Annotated in this window: 20 protein-coding genes, 1 tRNA gene and 1 pseudogene; 6 read left to right on the top strand and 16 right to left on the bottom strand. The window is 55.6% G+C overall.

The features are described 5' to 3' along the window. Nucleotides 1-38 precede the first annotated feature (38 nt). The 5 genes from secF to queA form a co-directional block, all read right to left on the bottom strand. Nucleotides 39-953 carry a protein translocase subunit SecF gene (gene secF, locus AC07OJ_RS28370; RefSeq protein WP_120449815.1) on the bottom strand — a complete coding sequence of 305 codons (915 nt, stop codon included), beginning with the start codon at nucleotides 951-953 and terminating at the stop codon, nucleotides 39-41. A gap of 9 nt (nucleotides 954-962) precedes the next feature. Further along, the gene (gene secD / locus AC07OJ_RS28365; RefSeq protein WP_106802682.1) at nucleotides 963-2,831 is read right to left on the bottom strand and encodes a protein translocase subunit SecD; all 1,869 of its coding nucleotides are present in this window, start codon (nucleotides 2,829-2,831) and stop codon (nucleotides 963-965) included. Nucleotides 2,832-2,893: 62 nt separating this feature from the next. After that, the gene (gene yajC, locus AC07OJ_RS28360; RefSeq protein ID WP_003175975.1) at nucleotides 2,894-3,232 is read right to left on the bottom strand and encodes a preprotein translocase subunit YajC; all 339 of its coding nucleotides are present in this window, start codon (nucleotides 3,230-3,232) and stop codon (nucleotides 2,894-2,896) included. Nucleotides 3,233-3,275: 43 nt separating this feature from the next. Beyond that, nucleotides 3,276-4,391 carry a tRNA guanosine(34) transglycosylase Tgt gene (gene tgt / locus AC07OJ_RS28355; RefSeq protein ID WP_003175976.1) on the bottom strand — a complete coding sequence of 372 codons (1,116 nt, stop codon included), beginning with the start codon at nucleotides 4,389-4,391 and terminating at the stop codon, nucleotides 3,276-3,278. A 5-nt stretch (nucleotides 4,392-4,396) separates the two neighbouring features. Beyond that, the gene (gene queA / locus AC07OJ_RS28350) at nucleotides 4,397-5,446 is read right to left on the bottom strand and encodes a tRNA preQ1(34) S-adenosylmethionine ribosyltransferase-isomerase QueA (RefSeq protein ID WP_495095661.1); all 1,050 of its coding nucleotides are present in this window, start codon (nucleotides 5,444-5,446) and stop codon (nucleotides 4,397-4,399) included. 108 nt (nucleotides 5,447-5,554) lie between these two features. Here queA and AC07OJ_RS28345 point away from each other — a divergent pair. Then, nucleotides 5,555-5,639 (top strand) — tRNA-Leu (locus tag AC07OJ_RS28345). 164 nt (nucleotides 5,640-5,803) lie between these two features. Here the strand turns inward: AC07OJ_RS28345 and AC07OJ_RS28340 are convergent. Then, nucleotides 5,804-6,112, bottom strand: a complete 309-nt coding sequence (locus AC07OJ_RS28340) for a DUF3077 domain-containing protein (RefSeq protein ID WP_495095660.1) — start codon at nucleotides 6,110-6,112, stop codon at nucleotides 5,804-5,806. A 449-nt stretch (nucleotides 6,113-6,561) separates the two neighbouring features. Between AC07OJ_RS28340 and AC07OJ_RS28335 the strand changes: the two are divergent. The 3 genes and pseudogenes from AC07OJ_RS28335 to AC07OJ_RS28325 all read left to right on the top strand — a co-directional run. Next, nucleotides 6,562-7,287, top strand: a pseudogene (locus AC07OJ_RS28335) (DUF927 domain-containing protein); the annotation flags it as partial. Between the two features lie 4 nt (nucleotides 7,288-7,291). Beyond that, entirely contained in the window at nucleotides 7,292-8,227 is a 936-nt protein-coding gene (locus AC07OJ_RS28330) for a chromosome segregation protein SMC (protein WP_495095659.1), read from the top strand. A gap of 63 nt (nucleotides 8,228-8,290) precedes the next feature. Beyond that, nucleotides 8,291-8,500, top strand: a complete 210-nt coding sequence (locus tag AC07OJ_RS28325; RefSeq protein ID WP_495095658.1) for a hypothetical protein — start codon at nucleotides 8,291-8,293, stop codon at nucleotides 8,498-8,500. Between the two features lie 205 nt (nucleotides 8,501-8,705). On the opposite strand, the gene AC07OJ_RS28320 is transcribed toward AC07OJ_RS28325, so the two are convergent. The 9 genes from AC07OJ_RS28320 to AC07OJ_RS28280 form a co-directional block, all read right to left on the bottom strand. Next, entirely contained in the window at nucleotides 8,706-9,314 is a 609-nt protein-coding gene (locus AC07OJ_RS28320; RefSeq protein WP_495095657.1) for a hypothetical protein, read from the bottom strand. Between the two features lie 288 nt (nucleotides 9,315-9,602). Beyond that, a complete protein-coding gene (locus AC07OJ_RS28315) occupies nucleotides 9,603-10,016 on the bottom strand; it encodes a hypothetical protein (protein WP_034104958.1) in 414 nt (137 codons plus the stop codon). Between the two features lie 204 nt (nucleotides 10,017-10,220). Next, complete coding sequence (locus AC07OJ_RS28310) at nucleotides 10,221-11,645, bottom strand: SEFIR domain-containing protein (RefSeq protein ID WP_495095656.1); 1,425 nt, start codon at nucleotides 11,643-11,645, stop codon at nucleotides 10,221-10,223. Nucleotides 11,646-12,911: 1,266 nt separating this feature from the next. Beyond that, entirely contained in the window at nucleotides 12,912-14,336 is a 1,425-nt protein-coding gene (locus AC07OJ_RS28305) for a UvrD-helicase domain-containing protein (RefSeq protein WP_495095655.1), read from the bottom strand. After that, complete coding sequence (locus AC07OJ_RS28300) at nucleotides 14,326-16,059, bottom strand: ATP-dependent nuclease (RefSeq protein ID WP_495095654.1); 1,734 nt, start codon at nucleotides 16,057-16,059, stop codon at nucleotides 14,326-14,328. Before AC07OJ_RS28300 ends, AC07OJ_RS28305 begins: the two co-directional genes overlap by 11 nt. Nucleotides 16,060-16,922: 863 nt before the next feature. Beyond that, nucleotides 16,923-17,822 (bottom strand): hypothetical protein, encoded by a 900-nt coding sequence (locus tag AC07OJ_RS28295; RefSeq protein WP_495095653.1) that lies wholly within the window; start codon nucleotides 17,820-17,822, stop codon nucleotides 16,923-16,925. A 347-nt stretch (nucleotides 17,823-18,169) separates the two neighbouring features. Next, a complete protein-coding gene (locus tag AC07OJ_RS28290; protein ID WP_495095652.1) occupies nucleotides 18,170-20,632 on the bottom strand; it encodes a TonB-dependent siderophore receptor in 2,463 nt (820 codons plus the stop codon). 97 nt (nucleotides 20,633-20,729) lie between these two features. Continuing rightward, nucleotides 20,730-21,710: a FecR family protein gene (locus AC07OJ_RS28285; RefSeq protein ID WP_495095651.1), complete on the bottom strand. Its 981-nt coding sequence runs from the start codon at nucleotides 21,708-21,710 to the stop codon at nucleotides 20,730-20,732. Beyond that, nucleotides 21,707-22,252, bottom strand: a complete 546-nt coding sequence (locus AC07OJ_RS28280; protein ID WP_065908587.1) for a sigma-70 family RNA polymerase sigma factor — start codon at nucleotides 22,250-22,252, stop codon at nucleotides 21,707-21,709. Before AC07OJ_RS28280 ends, AC07OJ_RS28285 begins: the two co-directional genes overlap by 4 nt. A gap of 203 nt (nucleotides 22,253-22,455) precedes the next feature. On the opposite strand from AC07OJ_RS28280, the gene AC07OJ_RS28275 reads away from it, so the two are divergent. Next, a complete protein-coding gene (locus AC07OJ_RS28275) occupies nucleotides 22,456-22,785 on the top strand; it encodes a hypothetical protein (RefSeq protein ID WP_495095673.1) in 330 nt (109 codons plus the stop codon). A gap of 6 nt (nucleotides 22,786-22,791) precedes the next feature. Here the strand turns inward: AC07OJ_RS28275 and AC07OJ_RS28270 are convergent, their stop codons facing one another. Continuing rightward, nucleotides 22,792-23,427: a LysE family translocator gene (locus AC07OJ_RS28270; protein WP_495095650.1), complete on the bottom strand. Its 636-nt coding sequence runs from the start codon at nucleotides 23,425-23,427 to the stop codon at nucleotides 22,792-22,794. 157 nt (nucleotides 23,428-23,584) lie between these two features. On the opposite strand from AC07OJ_RS28270, the gene AC07OJ_RS28265 reads away from it, so the two are divergent. Then, on the top strand, nucleotides 23,585-23,956 hold the full coding sequence (locus tag AC07OJ_RS28265) for a PH domain-containing protein (RefSeq protein WP_495095649.1): 372 nt from the start codon (nucleotides 23,585-23,587) through the stop codon (nucleotides 23,954-23,956). Nucleotides 23,957-24,223 lie beyond the last annotated feature (267 nt).

Here is a 24,223-nt window from a genome sequence, read left to right as displayed (position 1 = left end):
TCGTGCCTTCTTTGTAACAGCAGATCAACAAGCGCCCATCAAGGGCGGTCGTCGACCTCCTTGCCAGTCGCAGCAGGAGGGATCAGGTCTTCGCTGTTGAGGTTCAGCCAGATCAGCACCACGTTGGCGATGTAGATCGACGAGTAGGTACCCGCCAGAACGCCGATGAACAGCGCCAGGGAGAAGCCCCACAGGTTGTCGCCGCCGAAGATCATCAGTGCCGCGATCGCCAGCAAGGTGGAGATCGACGTCGCCATGGTCCGCAACAGGGTCTGGGTGGTGGAAATGTTGATGTTCTCGATCAACGACGCCTTGCGCAGTACCCGGAAGTTCTCACGAACCCGGTCGAATACCACGATGGTGTCGTTGAGGGAGTAACCAATGATCGCCAGCACCGCCGCGAGCACGGTCAGGTCGAAGGTGATCTGGAAGTACGCGAGGATGCCCACGGTCACGATCACGTCGTGGATCAGCGACACAATCGCGCCGACACCGAATTTCCACTGAAAGCGGAATGCCAGGTAGATCATGATGCCGACCAGCGCCATCAGCATGCCGAGGCCGCCCTGGTCGCGCAGCTCTTCACCGACCTGCGGGCCGACGAACTCGACGCGCTTGACCGATGCCGGGTTGTCACCGCCAACCTTCTGCAAGGCTTCGGCGACCTGGTGACCCAGTTGCGGGTCTTCGCCCGGCATACGCACCAGCAGGTCGGTGGTGGCACCGAAGCTCTGCACGATGGCTTCGTGATAGCCGGCCTTGACCAGCTCGTTGCGCACCAAGGTGACGTCGGCCGGCTTCTCGTAGGTCAGCTCGATGAGCGTACCGCCGGTGAAGTCCAGACCGTAGTTCAGGCCCTTATGGAACCAGCTGAACAACGCCAGAACGGTAAGGAGCACGGTGACGCCGAACGCAACGTTGCGAACGCCCATGAAGTTGATTGTACGTAACATGGCAGCCCCTTAAATCCACAACTTCTTGAAGTCACGCCCGCCAAAGATCAGGTTGACCATTGCGCGGGTCACCATGATGGCCGTGAACATCGAGGTAAAGATACCGAGGGACATGGTCACCGCAAAGCCTTTGACCGGGCCGGTGCCCATGGCAAAGAGAATCCCGCCGACCAGCAAAGTGGTCAAGTTGGAGTCGAGAATCGCGGTAAATGCCCGGCCGAAGCCTTCGTTGATTGCACGCTGCACGGTCATGCCGGCGGCGATCTCTTCACGGATCCGCGAGAAGATCAGCACGTTGGCGTCTACCGCCATACCCATGGTGAGTACGATACCGGCGATACCTGGCAGGGTCAGTGTAGCGCCCAGCAGCGACATCAGGGCCAGCAGCATCACCATGTTGCCCGCCAGGGCCACGGTGGCGATGATGCCGAAGAAGCGGTAGATGGCGATGATGAACAGCGACACGAACAGCATGCCCCACAAGGCCGCGTCGATACCCTTGGTGATGTTGTCGGCACCCAGGCTCGGGCCGATGGTACGTTCTTCAGCGAAGTACATCGGTGCAGCCAGGCCACCGGCACGCAGCAACAGGGCCAGCTCCGAGGACTCACCCTGGCCGTTCAGGCCAGTGATACGGAATTGAGCCCCCAGCGGCGACTGGATGGTCGCCAGGCTGATGATCTTCTTCTCTTCCTTGAAGGTCTGTACCGGCACGTCTTTCTCGACGCCGTTGACGATCTGCTTGGTGTAGGTGGTCACCGGGCGTTGCTCGATGAAGATCACCGCCATGCTGCGACCGACGTTGCTGCGCGTGGCGCGGCTCATCAGTTCGCCGCCGTGGCCATCCAGGCGGATGTTCACTTCAGGGGTACCGTGCTCGCCGAAACCGGCCTTGGCGTCAGTCACCTGGTCACCGGTAATGATCAAGCCACGCTCGATCAGCGCTGGAGGACGGTTGCCTTCGCGGAACTCGAACTCTTCGGCAGTCGCGCGGGTAGCACCCGGCTCAGCCGCCAGACGGAATTCCAAGTTGGCAGTCTTGCCCAGGATACGCTTGGCTTCAGCAGTGTCCTGCACGCCCGGCAGCTCAACCACGATGCGATTGGCACCCTGGCGCTGAACGATCGGCTCGGCCACACCCAGCTCGTTGACGCGGTTACGTACCGTGGTCAAGTTCTGCTTGATGGAGTATTCGCGGATTTCCGCCAGCTTGGCTGGGGTCATCGCCAGACGCAGTACAGCCTGGCCATTGAGGTCAGCCGGCACGATGTCGAAATCGTTGAAATTCTTGCGGATCAGCGCACGGGCCTGTTCGCGCGAAGCTTCGTCAGAGAAGCCCAGCTGGATGGCACCGTTGAGCTGCGGCAGGCTGCGATAACGCAACTTCTCTTTGCGCAGCAGGCTCTTCACGTCGCCTTCGTAGACTTTCAGGCGAGCGTCGAGGGCTTTGTCCATGTCGACTTCCAGCAGGAAGTGCACGCCACCGGACAAGTCCAGGCCCAGCTTCATCGGGTGCGCGCCGATCTTGCGCAACCAGGTCGGCGTGGTCTGTGCCAGGTTGAGCGCGACGACGTAGTCATCACCCATGACCTTGCGCACAACGTCTTTGGCCGGCAATTGGTCTTCTGCCTTGGTCAGGCGCAGCAAGCCGCCCTTCGCATCAGCCGCCAACGTTGCCGCTTTAACCTGGATGCCAGCGTCGGTCAGTGCCTTGCTCGCGCGTTCCAGGTCAGCCTGATTGACTTGCAGCGAAGTGCTGGCGCCAGTGATCTGGATCGCCGGGTCATCAGGATAGAGATTGGGAGCGGAATAAATAAAACCGATCGCCAGCACCGCCAGGATCAGTACGTATTTCCACAGAGGGTATTTGTTCAGCATCACGCCGCCCGCTTATAACGCGGGGCGCCTTGCGCGCCCCGTCGATTGGTAAAGGTTGTTACTCAGATCGCTTTGAGCGTGCCTTTAGGCAGCGTGGCGGCGATGGCGCCCTTCTGGAACTTCATTTCTACGGTGTCGGAGACTTCCAGAACCACGAAAGCGTCGGAAACCTTGGTGATCTTGCCAGCGATGCCGCCGGTGGTCACAACTTCGTCACCTTTCTGCAGGCTGCCGAGCAGGTTCTTCTGCTCTTTGGCGCGCTTGGCCTGTGGACGCCAGATCATCAGGTAGAAGATGACCAGGAAGCCGACCAGGAAAATCCACTCGAAACCACCGCCCATAGGACCGGCAGCGGCAGGCGCAGCGGCATCAGCCATGGCGTTAGAGATAAAAAAGCTCATTTAGCACTCCAGTTGCAAATAGTGAATCTTAGGGTCGGAAAACTCAGTCCAAGGGCGGCACAGGGAGCCCGCGCTTGGCATAGAAGGCATCGACGAAGGCGGCCAATGTACCCTGTTGAATAGCCTCGCGCAAACCAGCCATCAGGACTTGGTAGTGACGCAAATTGTGGATGGTATTCAACATGCTACCCAGCATTTCCCCACACTTGTCCAGATGGTGCAGATAAGCACGGGAGAAGTTCTGGCAGGTGTAGCAATCACAGGTGGGATCCAGCGGCGAATCATCATGGCGATGGAACGCGTTACGGATCTTCAGCACGCCTGTATCGATGAACAGATGCCCATTGCGGGCATTACGGGTTGGCATCACGCAATCGAACATGTCCACACCGCGGCGCACACCCTCTACGAGATCCTCGGGTTTGCCAACGCCCATAAGGTAACGAGGTTTGTCAGCCGGCATCAGGCCCGGCAGGTAATCCAGCACCTTGATCATTTCGTGCTTGGGCTCGCCCACCGACAAACCGCCGATGGCCAGGCCGTCAAAGCCAATCTTGTCCAAGCCTTCGAGCGAGCGTTTGCGCAGGCTTTCGTGCATGCCGCCCTGGACGATACCGAACAGCGCGGCAGTGTTGTCGCCATGCGCATTCTTCGAGCGCTGGGCCCAACGCAGCGACAGCTCCATGGAAATCCGCGCGACGTCTTCATCAGCCGGGTACGGGGTGCATTCGTCGAAAATCATCACGATGTCGGAGCCCAGGTCACGCTGCACCTGCATCGACTCTTCCGGACCCATGAACACCTTGGAACCGTCCACCGGCGAGGCGAAGGTCACGCCCTCCTCCTTGATCTTGCGCATGGCGCCCAGGCTGAACACCTGGAAACCACCCGAGTCGGTGAGGATCGGGCCTTGCCACTTCATGAAGTCATGCAGGTCGCCGTGCTTCTTGATCACTTCCGTGCCCGGGCGCAGCCACAGGTGGAAGGTGTTGCCAAGGATGATCTCGGCGCCGGTGGCGACGATGTCGCGCGGCAGCATGCCCTTGACGGTACCGTAAGTACCCACGGGCATGAACGCCGGGGTCTCGACGGTGCCGCGCGGGAAAGTCAGGCGACCCCGACGGGCTTTGCCGTCGGTGGCGAGCAGTTCAAACGACATACGACTCATAGTTGTTCCTCTGGGCCGCGCGGCGCCGGATTACGGGTGATAAACATCGCATCACCGTAGCTGAAAAAACGGTATCCGTTGTCGATGGCGGCTTGATAAGCGGCCATGGTCTCGGGATAACCGGCAAATGCCGACACCAGCATCAACAGCGTGGATTCCGGCAAATGGAAGTTGGTGACCAGGCAATCGACCACATGGAACGGTCGGCCTGGGTAAATGAAGATATCGGTGTCGCCACTGAACGGCTTGAGCACGCCATCACGCGCCGCACTCTCCAGGGAACGCACGCTGGTGGTGCCCACCGCAATCACCCGCCCGCCGCGCGCCTTGCACGCGTCAACCGCGTCCACGACTTCCTGGCTGACTTCCAGCCATTCGCTGTGCATATGGTGATCTTCGATCTTATCCACACGCACCGGCTGAAACGTACCGGCCCCCACGTGCAGGGTCACATAGGCGGTCTCGACGCCCTTGGAGGCGATCGCATCCAGCAGCGGCTGGTCGAAATGCAGCCCGGCAGTCGGTGCAGCCACGGCGCCGAGGCGTTGGGAATACACCGTCTGATAGCGCTCGCGGTCCGAGTCTTCGTCGGGGCGGTCTATATAAGGAGGCAACGGCATATGGCCGACGCGCTCCAGCAACGGCAACACCTCTTCGGCGAACTTGAGCTCGAACAGCGCATCATGACGCGCGACCATCTCGGCTTCGCCACCACCATCGATGAGGATGCTCGAGCCCGGTTTCGGCGACTTGCTGGAGCGCACATGGGCCAGCACGCGGTGGCTGTCCAGCACCCGCTCCACCAGAATTTCCAGCTTGCCGCCGGACGCTTTCTGACCAAACAGCCGTGCCGGAATCACCCGGGTATTGTTGAACACCATCAGATCGCCGGGGCGCAAATGCTCAAGCAAATCAGTGAATTGACGGTGTGCGAGGGCACCGCTCACCCCGTCCAGGGTCAGCAGTCGACTGGCGCGACGCTCGGCCAAAGGATGGCGAGCGATCAGCGAATCAGGGAGCTCAAAAGTAAAGTCAGCAACGCGCATGATGGGGTTCGTCTAGCAGGGCCGGGAAGTCTAGCGGAAATAGTCAAAATTGACCATGAAACGTGATTGACCAACGGTAATCACCTCTCTATACTTCGCCGCCATTGAGCCCTGATGGCGGAATTGGTAGACGCGGCGGATTCAAAATCCGTTTTCGAAAGGAGTGGGAGTTCGAGTCTCCCTCGGGGCACCATCTTAAAAAAAGACCTTGAAATTCAAGGTCTTTTTTTTCGTCTGTAGAAAAGTGGCCGACCCGCGAAATGACCGGTCGCCGCCGTCGCCACCTTGAAATGCAGTCTCCAGTGGGAGCTGGCTTGCCTGCGAAAACGCCAGCCCCAACAGCCTCAAACCACCTGCCTACACACGACTCTCTTCCCCCTCCTCCTCCACACCATTCGGCAACATCCCATTCGCCAAATCATCCACCACCGCCTTCGCCATCTCCCCCAAATAATGCGCCGCCCAGGCATAGCGATCCGCGCCCTTCTCCATCGCTGCATCCAACGCCAGCATTTTGGAACAATGGAGAAGCTCGGAAGCATGCTCCAAGGCATCACGGATGGGCACGCCGGAATTGACGCGGAATAGGCGGTGGAGACTTGGCTGCTTGCCGCAGGTAGAAAAGGTGATGACGCCAAGGGTTTTGTTGAGGGGTGGATTGATCATTGGCCACCTACCAGATGGACGGAGGTGCGAGTTGAGGAATTTCGAAGGTAAGACCTGTCAGAAACGATCATTGCTTAAGCTCCTAATGTAGAGAGCTGCCACGTTCGTTTCTCATGCGAATGGGTGGCAGCTATGCGCGGGCTGAGAAACCGGGACAATAGGAACCCGGCAGACCCGAAGGTCTCCCACGCATAGCCGCCATTACACAGACTTACGGACGATAAAAAGCGCCAACAGTCTAATGGATGGTGGCGCCTATGCGCCTATTGTTTCTCGGATTCTCAAGTCCGGTCGCTAGGTTGATAGCGACACAACGGAAGGTAGCGCAGGAGCGGTTGAAGCAGGAAGCCAGGATCTGTGGCGGGAAATTTCCGGCGGGCTGCCTGGAGCGTCGTGAACGTCAGTAGCGAAGTTTTCGCCTTGCTCCAATTACACAATTTACCGAATGGTTTGAGGACGCTGCCGTCCAATCTGATGTACTCCCGCATCAGGTAGCCGAGTTTTTTGGCACACGCCACGACTGCATTCCTGCACACATTCTGCGCGCCTGAGTAAATGCTTAGCGGTCGGTGATCACTCGCCACACGTTAGAGCAACTCGAGACTCAAAACCTTCCTGCTTCTAAAAGTAAGCAAGCCCTGCAACCCCCCTTCCCTTCGACCTAGCCACCGCCGCAGGAGAGTTAGCGCGTCACCGGCCGGCCCGATTGTACGGTCAAGAGCGCCTCACGGAGGACCCTGCATCTATGAGCGGCCGAACGCGGCGGCGCCGGTGATTTCCGGAGCGATGAGATCTTGGCGCGGCTGCGTCAGGTCATCGAGCGCTTTGGAGAAAGCCGCTTCACCCGTTGGGAATCTGCCGCCGCCAAGATCGATGAACACGGCCCACGCACGATTGATCGACTGGGCTTTCGCAAGACGATGGAACACGGCATGCGATATGCCCTACATACCACCAATACCTATTACGTGCTGCCGGAAGCCTGGAGGGCCGAGATCTTCAAGGGCATGAATATCAGTGCGGTGAACAAGGAGCAGCTGCAACGGGGCGTGCTCGAGCCGGGAACCGACGGCAGGGCGTACAGCTTGATTCGCCTGCCCGGGTTAGGGCCTCAACGCTGCTATGTGGTGAAGACAGTTCCCGGAACGGATGAAGGCGAGGCCAAGGCCGCTTGACGGCATGCCTACTGATCGAGGTAGCGCCGGCTCATTCCCGGCCTCGCCAGCCATTCGACAACCATCCCTATTAACCGCAGTACCCAGAGACAATAAAGATGAACACTATCCAAAACTGAAAGACCGCCGCGACACACTGACCCTCGAAATGGAGAGCATTCAGCGCGATCTAGCGCCTTTTGAAGCGGCATTGGAAAGTCCCGAGGTTATCCAGGAGGGCCGTCAAAGGGCCGTCCAGGATGAAATCAACGATCACAAAAGACGCATCGACTCGCGAGATCTTGAGATCTATCGCCTGAATCAAAAAATCGATCGCCTCGAGACTCTGGCGAACCGTGAGAGCTTGGCTGCGGGCTACCTCAGCGGCATGGCGAACTGGAAAGCCGACGAGATGGAGCTTAACGCAAAGCGCACCAGCATCGAGACCAGATTGCAGCAAGTCCGCCAGAGCGATCAGGAAGACATGGCAAAGGCTCGACAAGCTGAAACGGACGCAGCCACTGATTACGCACAGGCTGTCGCTTGGGGCGACGTGGAGGGCGAGAAAGCCGCTAACGCGGAAGCTCAAAAAGCAGCAAAAAATCTCACGGCTGCGGCTGAGCATCACCGTCGCCAACAACTGATCATCAACGCACTGGAGCAAGAGCTGGTGACGATTGATCTACACATCACTGAGGCACAAAAAGAATGCGCCAAGATCGAGAACAACGCGGCTCACCTGGCGAACACTGTGCTGGAAGAACAATGGAATGAGGCCGCGAAAGCACTGCTGGAGACCGGTGGCAAGTTGTGGGCTGCGCGCAGACTGATTAATCGTGATCCGGTTGCGCTGCTGAATCTGGACATCCCTGAGCAAGGTGAAAACTTCGGAAGCTGGACCTTCCGAGAGCTTGCAGAACGCTCACACCAACACAGCCTGCTTGACCTGTTGGCGGCCTAACCTAAACCCTCCCCGAAACAACCGGCGAGGGCCGGTTGCTTCGGGCCTACCATCGGTCTAACCATGAACCAAACACCACAGAACAGCGCTCAGATGCCTGATGACCTAAAGGCCCGAAAGCTGCATTTAAACGGGATAATCGTCGGCATGGCTGGCGTGAAAAAGCTCAACGCAAGGGCAAACACTGACACTAGAGTTGAGACGCTCACGATTGATGCAATCAAGGCAGAGCTTGATTTCATTGATCTTCAACTCAAAAGAAAGAACGGGTAATTGAGAAGCGGAAGCCTAAAACAGCTTCCGCTTCGCTAGATCCGCCATTACAACCAAGGCTTTAGATTTTTCAGCTTCTGATCTGTGGCGGCTGTGAGAATATGACGGCTTTCGGCCAATAGCTGACACTCCGTTTGTCTACAAATCCAGGAGCGCTTCACTGCGTAGCCGATGAAACGACTACTTTTTAAAAACTGCTAATCTTTCACTTCCGTTGATTAAAAGATCGCTTAAAACTCTGATTGATTGACATACTAAATATGGCTCGGTCAACTGTGAAATCTAATGTGTCGGATACGGCGATTAGTGACCTTAATTCTTCAGGGAAGTCTTCGATGCTAGCGTATACCGTTGGAATCAAATATCGAAAGTAGTCTCCAATTTCCGCGTCTCCCTCATAACCAATCGGATTGTCTTCGCTGGACACGTAATCTTCTAGCGCGTGATAAACATAGAAGCCTTTTATTGATGGAAGTGAATACTCCGTGAGCTCTTGATAAAAGTTCGAACTCTCTAAGACTATGCGTTCCATTTCGTCGCGCGACGAGGGTTTGAGGTGCCTGCGAAACCTATATATATCTAAAAGAGTTCGACCTTCCTTGTTTTTTGGATAACTTTGAAACTCACGCGACTCTTCCCACACAAACTCATTTATACTGTCGAGTTTTTCCTCTAGCTCTGGAATAGCCAACAAGCTCGAAGGGATAGGGCCGAAACAGTTATTCACCATTACAGCTATACGCCCATGTCGATCCATGGCGAACCACGTGAAGATAGTCCCAAAACTTGGCTGCCAATCTTTATCTAACGGCATTACTTCACCTCTGGTAAAGCGTGTATATCGCCTGAGATTATTATCGCCAGTGCTGGATTGGCCCTGTTACAGAAACTTTACTGATCCAGGATCCTACCCTGTGAACTATTACCAGCGCTAGATATTTACTGACGGGATGGGGCAATGGCATAGGCCTCTGGGTCAATTCGACGTCAGTTCCAACAGGCTCGTGCCTAACGTCCACTTTTTCCTGCTCTTGCACGGTATGATCAACGTCAGCTTGCGGCCAGAAGCGGTCATTTAGACAGGAAAAAACAAACCGGCTCGCTAACCCCGCTTTTTGACCGGCATCGGCCAATGCTTTAGACCTTCCTCAGCGTACTTGCTTAGGCCAGGGTCGAGCTGTTGTGTCATGAGTTCCAAAGCTACCTTTGAATCGCTAGAGCCAATACGCGCTAATGCATAAGCGCACTTGCGCTGGAACTCTTCCAGGTTGCCCCACCTGATCAGGTGCTCGAAATTTTTCTGCGCGGCTTCCGTAATCGCGTACGTCGCGCAGTTTTCCCCGATTAACCCCAACTCGAAAACGATGTCTTCATGCTCTTCATGCCAGTCTTCCAGCAGGAGCTTCGCCAAAAGTGGCGCGGTAATTTGTGCGTCGACGCCGACGAGTGCAGCCCAGAAGGCCGCACCGTCTTTGGCCCGCAAAGCGGACTCAGTTTTCTCATACAGCCCGCTCATGGGAACTTTGCTCCTGGCTATAAACAGATATCTGGAAAACGGCAGTGTGAATCGCCCTCAGTTTTCCAGACACATCCAAGGTCTGCAATTGGCCGATTTCTGCCGTTCATAACGTGCAGCAACCGGCCAGCAGCGGACACTCAAAGGTGTCTACGAAACTAAGGGCGATTCAGAGTGGCCAAATATTGCCACCCTTTATTTCCGCTACAAGCGAGTTTCGAGTTCCTCATAGTTTAATAGTGGTGAAGGGTTAAGCTTGCTATAGTCAAATGTTGGTAGCCGTTTTTGGCCAGATGAGAATTCATCGAGAAGAATTTTTATGTCGGATTTCGATTTTACATTTATTAGGTGTTTTATTTTGTTGAAGTATTGAGATGATGATGCTCTCGAAAACACTTCAAATGCACTATGGAATCTATTTTTGTAAACAAGTGTGCTTGGCCACCAGTAGTTGTCACTATCTACCTGTGATCGTATGAATAGTATAAAGTCAGCTTGCATTATGTCACTAAAGTTGACCCCGGTTCCTGTCGATCTTTCATGAAGGATAGTCGCATGGAGATCAACTTTATTTAGCCCAAGTCTTTGGTTTCGATGCTCAATGCTTTTAATTTGTTGGCAGAATACAGTGTACGACTCCGTACCCGATCTTCCATAATTATTGTTCTGCATGTAATACTGTTTCGTCAATAGCTCATTCGCACCTAAAAAATGTTCCTTCCTTATTAGTATTGCAATTGTGTATAGGAAAAGTTCATGAGCAAAAAATTTGTAATTGTCAAAGTCCCATTCGGTGTATCGGCCAGTGCCCGGTGGTGGCGAGAAGTAATTGATTAACGATTCAAAGAAGCTATGGATTTGAAAAATGAAGTCTTCATACTTCAGATACTGAGATGCGGTAGATATTACTTGGATGAACTCGTTTCTGGCGGGCAAGAATAAATTAATGCTTTCAGCTATGATGTCATCGGCTAGTTTGTTGTCAGTTATGGCAACTCTCAATTTCTCTAAGTTCTCTGAGTACGCTATTAAGTAATCAGATAGTGCGCCGCTGACATGGGGCTTTGCCTCCCGGATCGCTGATAGTACGCGCTTTTGGGCAGCAGAGGTTCCCAGGCTAATACTAGAGTCGTTAAGGAACTCGGGCTTTTTACCTAATGGAGGTTTTATAAATTGAGGCTGCCCATAGATGCAGCGAATTAATGCTTCGAAATTTTCTGAGTAGCTATCGACTTGGCTGAGGTCGATATAAACTCTGGAGTTGTAAAATGTCGGAAGATATGGTTTGCCAGTTTCATCTTTCTCAGAGATTATTGCAATAAAGCGCTCTTCGCCTATTTGTTCATAAATTTGTTTTGAGATGATTTGTGTTTCTGTGCCCACGCCCCCGAGGCGTCCGTCGGCCTTGTTTGCGTAGATTCGATCTGAAATTATTATGACTTTATCAATTGACGGGTCGGTTACCATTTGCTCCATGAAAGCGATAGATTCCTGACCTACTTTGAGATCCCACTTATCAAGTATTACTTGAACTCCTGACTCTATAAGCTCGGATGCTAACTGTATGACCCATTCCTGGTGCGTTGGTGAGGACCAGCTATAGGAAATAAAAATTTTCGGTATCGACATACATTTTCTCCATAAAATGGACGCGGGAATAGGGGCTGTGTGAATAGATGTTCAGCGCCTCTGAGATTACCTTGATGGCCTTTCGCTTTCTAGATATACAAGGTTGACTTGAGCTGGCTCAGTGAGATCCGCAGGGCGACCTTCAACCTTATAACCTTCCGCGCTCAGTTGCGCGACGCGATCATGGATGCGGGCACTGCTGCCGGTGGTGATCAGATTTGCATCCGAGTCACCAAGGCGCCTCACGATGGCGAGACCAATCCCATGTTCGCTGCCAGCTCCACTGACCAATGTGACCAGACCACTCCAGTTTTTTGAACATGCAATGCTCCACTGTGATAAACAGGAAATACTGTCTAACAGTAGAGAACAGACGGTGCCAGCGCTGCATCGATTCGCCAAGGATTGTGAGCGACTGCATTTGGCCGAAAGCAGCCGGTCGCGTCTGACCACTATCGAGCAAAAGCTACTGTTGGCCAAAAGCAACCAACCGGACGCGTCTAGGAAGCCAGGGGCGATTCAGGCTGACCCCCAAGCCCTGGCAGAAAACCTAGGCTGTAAACGTAGAAGCTAGCATTTCCCACCCTGATAATGAACATGGAAGCCAGTGAGAGTGAGGTTGAAATTTATAACTTGGTTTGTGGTGCTAGGCCTTTCAGGTTGTGGATCACAAGACCCTGCGTTAGTAGGCCGATGGAAAGGCGAACGTAGTGCTACTCCCGAATGCCGTTACGTCACATGGACGAGAGTTATGGCAGCTGACGGTAGATTTGGAGAAACTTTTTACGAGGATGCTGCCAGGTCGAAATTAATAACCAAGCGCGGAGGATATTGGTTGACTAGAAAAAACCTAGTGCTGTTTGATGCTATAGGTGAAGAAAAGTACAACACTTATCACTACCAATTTGTAGATGCGGATACTGTGTATTACAAGTCGATCACCCCGGATACAGGGTGCAGTTTAGCCGTTTACACGCTCCACCGAGTTTCTGGAAAGTAAAGGTCTACGAAGCATTATAGAAATATGAATCACCCCTGCTTCTGTAGACGCCTTCAAGCTTCAAGCATGTGCTGCTAAGCCTGCGAAACTGTCCGCTTCTGGCCGAAATCTGCCGCTCGTGAAGGGCTGCTTTTGGCCGGTTGCTGCCCCTCGCGACAGGCGGCAATCGGCAATTAGCTGCCTCTAACAATGTTTACTATTTGGCGCTTTCACCAATATCTGCCAACTAGGCCTAGACGGGCACGTCCGCTTGATTTGTTTTAGTTCTATCTTGGTTGCGGGACGAGTTGCGGCGTAGCAGAGCACACGACCAATCGGCTCGAGCCGCGCGTCATCGCCACGTAAAGATGACGAGCATCCATGTTCTCAGGGTTGGGAATCACCGCAACTTGTGCCTCCAATCCCTTCAATAGCAGGGTACTACCAATAGACCGCCGAGCTAGTTGTCGGCTTTCATGGCGATTGCGTTCGCGCTCTCGAATTGTGGCCTCCACAAAGGTACAACCACCTCCGGCTGCAGTCTCCATAGCTCGCAAGCAGCCATACAGCACCTCGGGGCGATATACTCGCGCGTGCTCTTGGCGCATCAAGGCTCTTATCGCTTCCGTGGCCAGCAGAAAGGTTGGAGTCGCGGCGAATGCCACCAATGCGGCCTCCGCCGGAGTAGGCATAGTGCGAGCAGAACCACGTCGGAGGATATCCAGGCGTGGCAGTAATGCGGAAGCGCCTACTTGCGTTATCGTCTCGGCGGCAAAATTGACGAGTTGCGCAGCGGCGTCCGCTGCGTGTAAGTCGAATCTCCGGCCGAAGCTCGTGAGGTCCCCTAGATCTACCGGTTCGACTGCAGTAGCACCAGGGGTTTGACTGGCCATTTGTCTGCGTCCTCGGGTGTTGCGGCTGTCGCCTATCACCAGGACCTGCCCTTCGGGTGTTACTGACCTTGTAAGTGCTGCCGCCATGCGCTGACGGTCGGCAGTAGAGGGGAGCAATTGAATCCAGTTGACCTCGGCAGGCGCCTGGTCCAGGTCGATGCTCCCGCCTGCTTGCAGCACCCGTCGGCAGTTCAGAAGCCACTCGCCAAACCCGCGGGTACCTGCGTTTATCCAGCGCCATGGTTGGTTCAACTCACCGATGAGCGGGAACTGCTGGAGCACGTGTCCATCCCAGTCCACCAGTTGATTGCCTGCAAAGCCGAAGATGGCCTGCATAGGATCACCCAGCACGCAGGTAGGTAGTACCGCCGCGAGTGCGGTGACCAAGGCGTGCTGCACCAAGTTGCAGTCTTGGTACTCGTCGACGAGCAAGTGAGCATAAGTTGCCGCCAGGGTATCGCTCACATGCCCCGCTTGCACCAAGGTGCAGGCTGCCAAGCGGATTGCGGGATAGTCAGCGCCTGGATTTCTCAGTTCAAGAATGGCAGCAGGTATCCCGCTTCGCCCTGGGAAGATACCGACCAAGCGCATGGCAAAACCGTCGAGGGTCGCCACGCGATACGCTGACGCTGGAACGTTGGCGCGTTGCAGGCGCAGGCGTAGTGCGGCCACTCCCGCGTTCGTATGGGTGAGAATGAGAACAGGTTTGGCGCCGGTATGCTGGGTCAGCGTGTCCGCGATGAGTTGTGTCTTGCCACAGCCGGCTGGCGCCGTCACGGCTCCGCTGCGGAAGGCGAACAAATCATACTCAGGCGGCATGGGCCCACCCGAATAACTGGCGGATTAAGGCAGTAAACCCAGCGTCCATAGCCTGGTAGTTGGGGCCGACAATTTCCCGGGCAAGGATCTCGAATTTGGTTAGCGACTTGTACCAGCCGTTCTTTCGGTTCCGGGATGTCAGGGCCAACAGCAAACGCACTTCAGGAGAATAGGGGTGCTGTTGTTGGCGTAGCCGCAGGATGTCGTCCAGGGAGTTTCGTCCCTGAGATTGCGTACTGATATGCGCGGCTACTAGATCTCTATCGAGAAATTCCACGGCACGCTGGAGCATGGTGTCTACTGCAGCATCCGTTAGGCTGAGGAACAGTTCATCTTCCAGGGCCCGCCCTTCCCGCCATGTAATAAACTCCCCTCCGGCCGCGCGATAGGCTTCTACGACCTCAGGAGTCGGGGGCTTGTCAGCATCGACAAGAACCATGACACGGTAACCCAGCTTAAGTAAAGCAAGGCCTCGAGCAAAGCACCGGTCCGGCTCACCTCCTCCCACGTTTACGTAGGCCGTTCCTGCTGCAAGAAGTGAGCGGTAGTTCCGCGCCGTCCAGTACTGATCCAATCCTCTAATGAGCCCGACTTCACTGGCCCCTTCGCAAACGATGACGCTACGAGCGAGAAACGCTTCCGGATCCATTCTAATGGTGCTCTGCACATCGTCTTCGGCGCCCACTTCAAGCACATGGTGAGTGCCGTCTTGTGCCTTTCGCACTACGAAAATTTGGTCGCCTCGAAGCTCCCTGACTGCCACCGGTGAGTGAGTTGTCAGGAAGGCCTGCAGCGGTGATGCAGCCTCCTTGGCACCCAATGAGTCGAGCAGTCGGACGAGCCTGTGCGGCTCGAGCCCATACTCGACTTCGTCCACTAGAGCGATTGAGGCGCGCTGCGCAGCTGCTCGCTGTAATCCAGCTACCAATAACCGCGAAGAGCCCGTGCCTAACGAACGCAGTGGCACCCCCCACTCATCGTGTAATGCAATGGCGCCGTCGCTGATGGAGACAGCGTGGGCATCCAGTAGGGCTTGTGCCTGCGTTCCGACGGGAACGCCTAAGGCGGTTGCCTTCTCGGTTACGATTCGCAGCGTTTCAGCCAGTTGGGGTCCTGCCTGATTGCCGAAAGTGGCACGCGCCTCACGAGAGGCGTTAGCAAGCTCGGCACCTAGATTGGGGCGTTCTTCCGTGAGTCGGTTGAGTACGGATCCACGGGTCCACGACAGATTGGAGTTTGCGTAGGTACCCAGTCGGGCAGGCGCCAACAACAATCGATCTTTCCATGCGATGTTGCGTTCTTGGCCTAAAGCTTGGGCGCGCTCGGACACCAACGTCCAGATTGGTTCGAGCTCGCTGTCCACTATCAAGCGTAGAGAAAGTACGGTTTCGAACCCTTGCATTGGTTCAGCTTGTAGTTGGCCGGTTGTGCTATCGAACGCGTGCAAGTACTGCCCATAGACATCAAGGTTCTTCAGCGTGTCTGGTAGCTGACCCAAGGTCAGCGTGATCTGAATGGGTTGGCTCACGTCGAGGCCGAAGAAATCGGTATCCCCCAACGTAATGTTTCGGCGGGCACCAAGGCACAAGTCAATAGCATCCAAGATGGTGCTCTTGCCGCTATCGCCAGAACCAATTAAGCAATTCAGGCCTGGCGAAGGAAGCCAGGTGAGTGACCGTATCGACCTGAAATTCTGAATTTCAATCTTGCGAATCCGAACCACGCACCACCTCCTTGTTGACATGCCCTGCTCCGTCATGGCGGTGTAGTTGATCGCTGCATGACGGGCAGTGTGACGGACGCTACGCCTTCCACTATAGACCCGAGCATATCTGGTTCCAGCAACGAAAGATTGGCTGAGTTGTCAGGAGAATCCCGATTGCACTCGGACTCGCCTTGAGCCGGCAGTCCGATTATGGCTGGTAGCCGCCCCAGTGAGCGAAAGCCCGCATGTCGATTCCCCCGCCTTAATCACTTCAAATCGCTCCTCTAGAGCATTCATTGATGTAACACCTATTTGCCATGTAACACGTACATCGGCAAACCATTCGCAGCAGCGTTACATCTGAATAATTGTTTAAAATCATATATTTATGCATTAGCGTAACGCGCGTAACACCCGTAACACGATTTTATTAGGGCATCCCCCTAGCCCCATTACTATGGCTCCTCCAGCGAAGCGAGGTGGGTCAAGCTCTTGGCTTTGGTTCAATAGTGGGGCCCCCGGAACATACTTGAATGTACGGGGTAGAAGACCCGCGAAATCGTGTTAGCGGGAAGCCTCCCAGCTTAGTGAACAGGTGAACCTGGTGAACTCCAGTTCACCTGTGCATTTGCCGTACCGTTTGGTTGATCTGAGGGCATCGTTACCAGTGCGGTAACGATGCCCTCTTTTCTTCAAAATCCCTTCTATTTCAACGATTGAAATTTCAGTAACTTCCCACGCCTTCCACTAACTCGATCCCGCGGGTTTCTGACCCCGTACTTAGAGAAAAACCCTCAGGGTCCCCAGCGGTCTTTTCGGCTAGCGTGAGGTTGGATGATCAAGGTTTTCACTTCCATCGTTCTCAGAACGTATGGTGATAACTACGCCTCTAGCTCGCGCTTGCACAGACGAATGAATTCCTCATAGATTTGAACGAAGAGCAGAGCCTCTTTATTCAGAACCCGACCTTCCTCCCTCACCCAATCCGGCTTTGGACCAGCACTACGCAGGTGGTCCGAATAAACTGAAATACGTCGCCCATCTCCCACCATCACCGTTTTTTCTGCGAAATGGTCGTTTAAGGTGTGAGCTGCCTCTTTTAAAGCGGCCAGTTGAGCTTGTAAATCAGGGTCTATAAATTCCTTTTCGGGTTGATCCCAGGTGTACGAAAACTCGGAGAGCGGCTCAATGGAGCGGCGGAAGAACGCCTGACCAAAGTCCTGATCACGTAGGAACCGTATCGTAGAATCGAAAGAGAGTGCAGATTGAAACTCCTGGAACAGCTTCTGATCGTGACTGAGCTCTCTCTTACCGCTTGAATCTCTGGGGCGCAAGGTTGGGTAATGCTGGAAAAGTCGAGACTCGTCTCGTGTGAGGTCAGCCCAAATGTCATTCCAGAACAAAATTACAACCTCGAAAGCCCCCTCCTTCTTCCGTTGAGTCGATATCTCTCGTACCGAACGCTGGACTGCCTTATCTGTCTCAGCCGTAGTCGCAACGTAAAGGCGCGCCAACCGAGGTTGAAAATTCTCAGCCTTATCAACCTCGTCTTTAATCATTTTTATCGTAATGCCGGCCCAGGTGTTTTTACATTGGATCCCAACAAAACGTCCCTCATGATCACTACCGTAGATGTCCACACCATCTTGACGCTGCCCCTGACGGCCATGACGGGTGAAATCAGGATTGCTCCAACGATTCTTAGCAGCTGAGCAAACGATTTCCTCGAACTCATCCCATGACCGAGGAGGAGCTACGCGTAAGTCTGGTAAAGTCGGCACCTAATCATCTCCATTTTTTTCGCCATACAGCAGGAAATCGAGTATAAGCCTCAGCCTATGGGAGCTCAGCAACACGATGTTTTTCAGTAGTTAAATGACAGAAGCAATGATCATGTATCCCTGCGTGTATCCCTAACTGCAAAAATAGTCTGCAAGCCACGTATTATATGGCCCCCGACGGTCTCCCTCGGGCACCATCTTAAAAAAAGACCTTGAAATTCAAGGTCTTTTTTTTCGCCTGTAGAAAAGTGGCCAGCCCGCGAAATGACCAATCGCCGCCGTCGCTACCTTGAAATGCAGTCTCCTGTGGGAGCTGGCTACGGGCGATCACGCCAGCCCCCCTCCAATCAGAAAGTGTACTTGGCAGTGACCGTAAAGTTACGCGGATCACCATACACATCGTACGGACTCCACGTAGAGTTACTGGCAATCCCCTGGTAGTACTTTTTATCGAACACGTTGTTGATGTTCAGTTGGGTGTCGAGGTGTTTACTGACCTGGTAGCCAGCCATCAGCCCCACCAACGCATAGGCCTCCTGTTCGATATGGTAGTTGCCGAAAACGTTACGGCCTTTATTGAAGGTACTGCTCTGGCTGTAGACGTTTGCACCGACACGCAGCTTGTTCAGATCACCCTGCAGGTGGTAGGTGGTGCTGGCCTTGAACATGTGGCGAGGCACGTCAGTGTCGAACAGGGTGCCTTCCTTGGAACTGTCCGCATCCTTTTTGTACTTCGCCTGAGCGAAGGTGTAACCGGCGCCGACCTGCCAGTTTGGCGTCAGTGCACCGTTGATCTCCAGCTCGATACCCTGGCTGCGAACTTTGCCAGCGGCTTCGTAACAGCCATAGGCGCCGACAGGAATAACCCGGCAGGTGCTGGCGTCCGCCACTTCCGCCGCGCGGTTCAGTTGGTCGATCTGGAACAGCGAGGCACTGGCGTTCAGTGCGCCACCGAAGTATTCGCCCTTGATACCCACTTCGTAGTTTTCGCCGGTGATGGGCTTGATCCCGGCGCCGTCGCTGTTCTTTTCGCTCTGGGGCTGGAAGATGTCGGTGTAGCTGGCGTAGAAGGAGTGGTTGTCGTCCAGGTCGTAGATGAAGCCGGCATAACGGGTGACGTGGCGCGTTTCCTTGGTTTTGCCCGAAGTGTAGTACTGGTCGTTGGTCTCGTTATAGATCGAGGTCGAGTCGTACCAGTCCAGGCGCGCGCCGAGAATGACTTTCAGCGGGTCGGCGAGATTCCAGCGCGTGGTGACGTATAGGCCCTCTTGATCGACCTTGTCGTTGATGGAATAGATATCGGGAACGAACGGCCGGGGCGTATTCGGGTTGAAATGGTTGATGTCGATATTATTGATGAAGGTCGTGCCACCCACGGCCTCGGTCTTGAGTTGGCGCTTGCTGGCGCCGACTACCAGCTCATGCTGACGCCCCACCAGGGCGAAGGGGCCGCTGGCAAAGAAATCATAGGTGGACTGGTCGTAGTCACGCCCTTGGTTGAACACTCTTTGCCGGTAGGTCGCGTCGTTGTTACGTTCCAGGACCGCACCCACCAACTTGAAGTCAGACCAGTTTTTCGAGGCCCCTGCATGCAGGCGCCAGTCGTTGTCGAAACGCTGGTCGAGCTCGACAAACAGCGTTTTGTTGTCGATGTCCTGGTGCGACCAGCTGTAGCCGAACGATTTGGAACGGGAGAAGCCCATGTGGCTGCCGTTCGGGTTCACCGGTAAGCCGCCCCAGTTGATGTTGTTATTGTCGTTCTGATCGGATGCACCCACGGTCAGGGTGGTGCTGTCGGTCAGGTCAAACTCGGTGACGCCGTAGAACACGCCGCGCTCACGCCCTGCGTAATCCTGATAGCTGTCCTTGTCGTGGTAGGCACCCACAAAACGGCCACGCACGCTGCCGCTGTCAGTAACCGGGCCGGACACATCCAACTCACTGCGATAGTTGTCCCAACTGCCGGCACTGCCGGTGATACTGGCCTGGAACTCTTTGGTGGGACGCTTGCGCACCATGTTGATGGCTGCCGACGGGTTGCCGGCGCCTTGCATCATGCCGGTGGCGCCACGGACTACTTCGACACGGTCGTAAGGCGCCAGATCGGCGGTGGCGACCCAGTCGGCGTTGTAAGTGGTCGGCAGGCCATCGAACATAATATTGGTGATAGGAAAGCCGCGGGCGAAAAACTCGCTGTTGGCCGGGCGCGCAGCCGACATTCGCAGCCCCGGGGTGGCCTGGACGACATCATCGAGACTGCGCATGGCCTGGTCATCCATGCGCTGGCGCGTAATCACCGTCACGGATTGCGGGGTCTCGCGCAGGGACAGCGGCAATTTGGTTGCGGTCTGCATGACCCCCGTGGTGTAGGAACCACTGTTCTCAGTGGCTGCCCCGAGGCTCAGGCCGCTGATGGTGGTAGCGCCCAATTCGAGTGCATCACTGTCGCGGGTGTGAGCGACCAGCAAATAGTTGCCACTGGCAGTCCGAATAGCCGCCAGGCCACTGTCGACGAGCAGGCGGTTGAGGCCTTCGTGTACGCCATAATCACCACGCAGCGCCGGCGCGCGTTTGCCTTGCACCAACGCCGGATCAAAGGGAAGGCTGATATCGGCAACCTGGGCAAAGCGGTTGAGCGAGTCGTCCAGCGGCCCGCCCGCCAAATCGTAATGACGGCTGTCGACGTTTTCTGCCTGCACCGCAAAACTGGCCAGGGGCAGGCTGGTCACACCGGCCAGCAAAACACTACGCAGGGTAAGCGCAAGCGCACTGCGCTGGAGCGGCTGAGGGAAAGTAAAGGCAGAGGACATGGACGCTGAGCTCCTTTCGAATGACTGAATGTATTTCCTGTCTGTCGAAGGGCTCGGAGAAACCCGTAAACGTTTTTGAGATTTTTTCTCATCGCGTTTAACGGGCAACGATGCGGGTCCAGAGCGGGGTAAAACGTTCAACACGTACGGGCAACGAATCGCTCAATGCACTCAGGGCCCGGTCAATGTCATCAAGCTGGAATACGCCGGATACTTCCAGTTGCGCAATATCCGGATCACAGCGCAGCCAGCCGTGACGATAACGCGCCAGTTCGGCGGCAAGGTCGCGCAGCAGCATGCGTTTGGCCACCAACTGGCCACGTGTCCACGCACTGGCGTTAATGCTGCTTACGTCGACACGGTGACTGCCGTTGGCATCGATCACATATTCCTCGGCGGCAGCGATCAAGACCGGCTCGCCTTGGCCATGAATAGCCACCACACCGTCTTCTACACGCACTCGCGTGCCCTGATGGTCGTCACGCACGGCGAAAGCGGTTCCGATGGCCTGCAAACGTGCGTGCGGGGTGCTGACCCAGAAGCTGCGGCGCCCGTCCGGCGCGGCGTTGTCCTTGCCGGTATCGATGAAAATTTCGCCACGGCGCAGTCCGATCAGTCGGTGCTGGGCAGTGAATTGAACGTCCACCACACTGGCAGTGTTCAATTGCAGGCGGGTGCCATCATTGAGCATGAACTGGCGTCGCTCGCCGACCCCGGTGGCATAGTCCGCTCCCCAGGGTACCCACGTGCTTTCGCGCAGCGACCAGCCGCCCACACCGCTGACCACAAGCCCCATCCCCAGCAACTTGATCGCGTGGCGCCGGCTGTGGCGACCACTGTTCAGGCTTTGTAGGGTATCCAGCGCTACTGTGCCGGGTAAAGCGGCCAAGCCCTGGAAAGCCGCGTCGCTTTTGCGCAATGCTTGCCAGGCGGCTTCATGCATCACATCGGCTTGACGCCAGCGTTGGCAGGCCTCCAGCAACTCGGGATTCGAGCCACCGGACTCGATCCTGACCAGCCAGCCGATGGCCTGGTCGAGCACAGCGTCTGGAAGTTCGGGAAGAGAGTGAAGGCTCATCGTTGGGCCAGGTAGCAGTGGCGGATGGCGCTGGCCATGTACTTCTCTACCGAGCTGAGACTGACGGCCAGGCGCTCAGCGATTTCCTTGTAGCTGAGGCCCTCGAGGCGCGACATCAGGAAGGCCATGCGCACCTTGGGGAGGAGGCCATTGAGTAATGCATCTACGCGAGACAGTGTTTCCAACAGAATCAACTGCGACTCGGGCGATGGCACCTCGGCTTCCGGCAGGTGCGCAATGGCCTGCAGGTAGGCTCGCTCGATCCGCTGCCTGCGAACCCGATCCACCAGTACGCCACGCGCCACGGTACTCAACCAGGCACGCGGCTGGCGCAGTTCCTGCAATTGTTCCGGCTTGCCGAGGATCTGCACAAAGATATCGTGGGCCAGGTCGGCAGCGTGGTCGCCATGGCGCATTCGCTTGCGCAACCAACCCAGCAGCCACGCGTGATGATTGACATACAAGGTGCGAACATCGACGTGAGGCACTGGGGGAGTGGATGACGACGACACGGAAAGCCTCGGCCTGATAGATAGATGCATTTGAGAACTGATCTCATCCTAGTATCGGCGAGTTGCAACCATCAAGTAAAGAATGCGTTTATCCCTGTCTTTCCGAGACTGCGCCGATATCAATGCCGCCGGCCCTATCCAGCCTTGTAGCTGACACCTGCACCCGGGTCTTTTTTTTCGACCAAAGAACAGTGATGATCGCCCTCCCCCCAAAAAGCAGAGGCACCGAAACCATGGAATTGACGCTGGAAGCGGTTGCGCTCTTTGCACTGAAACTGGTGCACGAGACGGACGGCGGCAGCCCGGTTTTGCGGGATGACCTAGTGATGGATGGGTATGAGCGCGAAGTGTTTGGGCTGCTGGTGCGCCAGGGAAACCTGGCGGCTATTCAATCCAAGATAGCGGACTGTGTTGATCAGGCACTTGAGGCATTGGGCGGCGCCAATACGGTGATGGGTCGCGAACTGCAACGGTTGGCGACTGATGTGCAAAGCGTGGGTCAGCTTGATGAACTGCCGGCACCGCTGAATGCTCTCAAGGATTACCTTAAAGACATCCAGTAAGCCAACCTAGCGCCGCCCTTCAACCGCCATCCGCACCGCCAGCCCCATCAGCACCGAACCCATCAGCCAACGTTGCACCACCTGCCAACCCGGCCGGGTGACGAAAAACACCGCGATGGAGCCCGCCATGGTGGCAATCGCCGCGTTGACACTCACGCTGATGAAGATCTGCGTAAAGCCCAGCACCAGGGATTGCGCCAGCACACTGCCATGGCCGTTCGGATCGATGAACTGCGGCAGCAGCGAGAGATACATCACCGCCACCTTGGGGTTCAGCAGGTTGGTCACCAGGCCCATGGTGAACAGCTTGCGCGGGCTGTCCTGGGGCAGGCTCTGCACTTGGAACGGCGAACGACCACCCGGTTTGATCGCCTGCCAAGCCAGGTAAACCAGGTAAAGCGCACCGCCGAAGCGCAGGGCGTCGTAGGCAAAAGGCACTGCCATCACCAAGGCCGTTATCCCCAATGCCGCGCACAACATGTACACCACAAACCCCAGCGCCACGCCGCCCAGCGAGATAAATCCCGCCGTTCGTCCCTGGCAGATCGACCGAGAAATCAGGTAAATCATGTTCGGGCCGGGCGTCAGCACCATGCCGAGTGAAATCAGCGCATAGGCCAGCCAGTTGGACAGTTCAGGCATTCTTCGGCTCCTGGGGTATTGTTCTGTCGACGTGAAACATTTGGCCAACGTTGCAGGGTTGGACGCCATGGTAGGGCGTTCAAAATGCGCGCGTTAGATACAGATCCGCGAGCAAAACGTCATACACCCACGGCACTACTTATCTAAGGACCGGCCCATGATCGACTTCAACAACAAAGGTTTCCTCAAGCTCAAGCAAAACAACGAATACGCCGAACGCGTCTCGGCCCTGCTGCTCGACGGCGAAGAGGTGATCGACGCCTACAAGGCCATGCGCGACGGCGTGGTGTTCACCACCAAGCGGATTATTGCGGTCAACGTGCAGGGGATTACCGGCAGCAAGAAGGACTTCACGTCGCTGCCGTATAAAAACATCGTCGCGTATTCGGTGGAGACATCCGGGACGTTTGACCTGGATTCGGAGTTGGAGATTTACTTTTCGTCGCTGGGGAAAGTGAGGTTTGAGTTCACGGGGAAGACGTCGATCGTGGAAATCTCGCGGTTGATTTCCAAGCATCTGCTGGGCTGATCCGCGGACAAAAAAAGACCTTGGCGTCCCAAGGTCTTCTTCATTGCTCACGCCAAGGAAGGCAGCTACGCAGTGGTGGGCCTGCTGGCGCGCTACAAAATCAACAAGCCCTGAGTGCATCGGTCACTGAATAACGTGTTCGACCGCCAGTATTACAGCGGGTATGGGCGATACAACAGCTGCTTCAGCGGTGACCCACGCCATCTGATGGTGGGGCTCAAGTATCAGTGCCGAGGGCCGCTGGTAAGCCGCTGAACTTTCCCACGC

It is taken from the genome of Pseudomonas sp. GW821-FHT09C08 (genome assembly GCF_059418125.1).
The sequence above is the reverse complement of the archived record's forward strand: the minus strand, read 5'-3'. Positions and strand labels throughout refer to the sequence as shown.